At 61.0% G+C, this 1,399-nt stretch carries 1 protein-coding gene and 1 pseudogene; one reads left to right on the top strand and one right to left on the bottom strand.

Features of this window, described 5'->3' with window-relative positions; genetic code table 11:
- On the bottom strand, nt 1-677 hold a 677-nt coding region (locus A3764_RS20530; protein WP_150122345.1), incomplete at its 3' end, for a nucleotide-binding protein.
- Between the two features lie 524 nt (nt 678-1,201).
- On the opposite strand from A3764_RS20530, the pseudogene A3764_RS20525 reads away from it, so the two are divergent.
- Nucleotides 1,202-1,399: pseudogene (locus A3764_RS20525) on the top strand (hypothetical protein); the annotation flags it as partial.

Below are 1,399 nucleotides of genomic sequence, written 5' to 3'. Positions count from 1 at the left end.
AGATCGATCGTGGGCCAGCAGGTCGGCTTGATGAAATCGGTGATGCGCAGGCCGTTCAGACCCATGCCCGTGACGGAGGGCGGCAGCTTGCGCTGGGGCAGGGCGGTGCCGCTTTCCGCGCCGGCGGAGGTGGCGTTCATCCGTTCGGTTTCGCGAATGAGATCGCGCGCCATGATGCCCCAGACAGTGTATTCCTCCGGCACGTCGCTGAGACCCATGGAGTGACTGAGCGTGGCCTGCGGGTCGAAATCGACGCAGAGAACGCGGTAACCGTCCAGCGCGGCGGCATGGGCGAAATGCAGCGCCACGGTGGATTTACCGGCCCCGCCCTTGAAGTTGGCGATGGCCGCGCGGATCGCGCGCTTGCCCTCGGGGCGGGGTGGCATGAGCGGCTGGTTCTTGATCCGCAGACGCCGCCGCAGCTCGTTGATCTCTTCGAGGGTATACCACCGCTGGCGGCCGTCCTCCTCCACCAGTCCCTGCGGCAGCGACGGATCCGCCGCGAGGCGCCCGCGCAGGGTGGAGGGATTGATCTTCAGGATCAGTTCGGCGACTTCCCAAGAGCTGAACCGCCGCAGCGTCTTTTCCATCTCGGGTGAAAAGGTCTGCTGGCGGATGAATCCCTGCATCTTCAGCGACTGGGTTTGGAGTTTGGCCAGATCGGCGTGGGTGAACATGCGGGCTCCCTCTGGATTGGGCCTGGAGTGGGCAGGTTCCCCGCGGGGAACCCCTGTGAACCGGGTGACAAAACGCTAAATGATAACGTTTTCGGATTTACGCCTGATTTGCTTCCTTTGAAAAGAGTAAATATTGTGAAACTGAAATTCCGCGCTTCGTTTGTTTTATAAGGGGAACAGGCGCGCCGAGTGATTCCCCGTCCGCGCGCAGCGCCCTGTAGGAACAGGGTCGCGAAGGGGGGCGGTTTTCGACCCCATACCCGGAAACAGGGGACAAAACTGGCGAAATGGGGGACATGCTGGATGACCCCCAATACCTGCAATACCGATTTCTAATTCGAAATAGGGTTGGAAAGAGGGGCGTCTCAATTCTTTCCTTGACAGAATCGTGCTTCAGGACGCAAATCAGGGAAGAAGAGGAAACGGCGTTGTCGAACGAGGCCGCTTCCCGCAGGTCCGACAAGAGACCGTTTCATTGAGACTGGTGCGCGCAAGCAGGTGCGTACCCGATGCAGGACAGTATAATGCTTTCTCAGCAGAACGCGAAGGCCACGTCGGCTTCGCAGAAATATGACGTGCTGACGGCGCTCGGGGCCCATGCGCTGGCCGGGGGAAAGACGCAGATGCGGCTCGGCCTGCGGTTCATCACCCTGATCACCGCGCGATACAACTGGGCGCGCAATGAACTTGCCGTGGGCCAGCGAGAGATCGCGCGGCTCTGG

Origin of the sequence: Sulfitobacter sp. HI0129, from assembly GCF_001635395.1 — a bacterium.
Classification (GTDB): Bacteria; Pseudomonadota; Alphaproteobacteria; order Rhodobacterales; family Rhodobacteraceae; genus Sulfitobacter.
Note: the sequence above shows the minus strand (reverse complement) of the source record. Positions and strands in the feature narration are given on the sequence as shown.